This is a genomic window from Thalassotalea sp. G20_0 (genome assembly GCF_017744175.1).
GTDB lineage: Bacteria > Pseudomonadota > Gammaproteobacteria > Pseudomonadales > Endozoicomonadaceae > Endozoicomonas.
This window is the reverse complement of the sequence record NZ_JAGHQV010000283.1, coordinates 1-924: the sequence shown is the minus strand read 5'-3', so window position 1 is coordinate 924 and position 924 is coordinate 1. Positions and strand designations below refer to the sequence as shown.

At 49.8% G+C, this 924-nt stretch carries 1 protein-coding gene; it reads left to right on the top strand.

Features of this window, described 5'->3' with window-relative positions:
• Window positions 1-622: 622 nt before the first annotated feature.
• A partial coding sequence (locus J7438_RS26065) for a reverse transcriptase family protein (protein ID WP_209278942.1) occupies window positions 623-924 on the top strand: 302 nt, incomplete at its 3' end.

Sequence of the window (924 nt, the reverse complement as noted above, 5' to 3'; positions counted from 1 at the left end):
TGAACTGAAATCATTCGTTGAAATCCAGTGGGTTCGACTCCCACCCGGTAAAGATTAACCATCAGCCGGAAGCGAGTTTTGCTTAGTCATGGGTAACCTTGGCTTTGAAGCGTAAACAGCAGGTACTAAAGCCGCGGGATTGAGCTCCGAAATTGACGCTTTGCTGGAGGCCTTGTTGTTCAAGAGGTGGGGTCAGCACTGAAATGTCGATTTGGTGAGACATAATCAGTCCGGCCGGAGTCAGAGACCGGGGCAAAGGTACAGGATGGATTTCTCAGGAACCTGCGAGATCCAGTGCTGACCTGAGTTAAGTAGCCATTGGTTCTATGGCTGAACAGAACCTGGTCGTTGGGTTTTGCTTCAGGCCCGGCGAAGCAAATATGAAGCAACTCTCAGGAGTCCGGAAGCGAATCCATAAGTGACCGGATAGTAGGTACTGGAAGTCTTAGTGTCCCATAGTACTGATGACAACGGGGAACTCTGCTCAGGAGGACCCGGACGAGGAAAGGGGACATCATAGTTGTTGAACCGTTTGTGGGAAACACAAGAGGTACATTGAAACCTTATGTTTGTGTCAACGAAACAGAGACGGATAGCCACACTGGCCAGAAACAACCGAGCCATGGCTTTCACCTCGCTAAATCAATACATGGACTACAACTGGCTTTTACAGGCCTATCAACTGACCCGCAAGGATGGTGCGACAGGCGTCGATGGTCAAACTGCCGAGATGTACGAACGACAGCTGGAGTCTAATCTCCTTAATCTGCTGGATCGGCTGAAATCCGGTCAGTATCGAGCACCTGCGTTACGTCGCGTTTATATTCCAAAAGGGAAAGGTCAGAAACGATCTTTGGGCATACCGACCTTCGAGGACAAGATTGCCCAGAGAGCGGTGGCGATGCTATTGGAACCTATTTATGA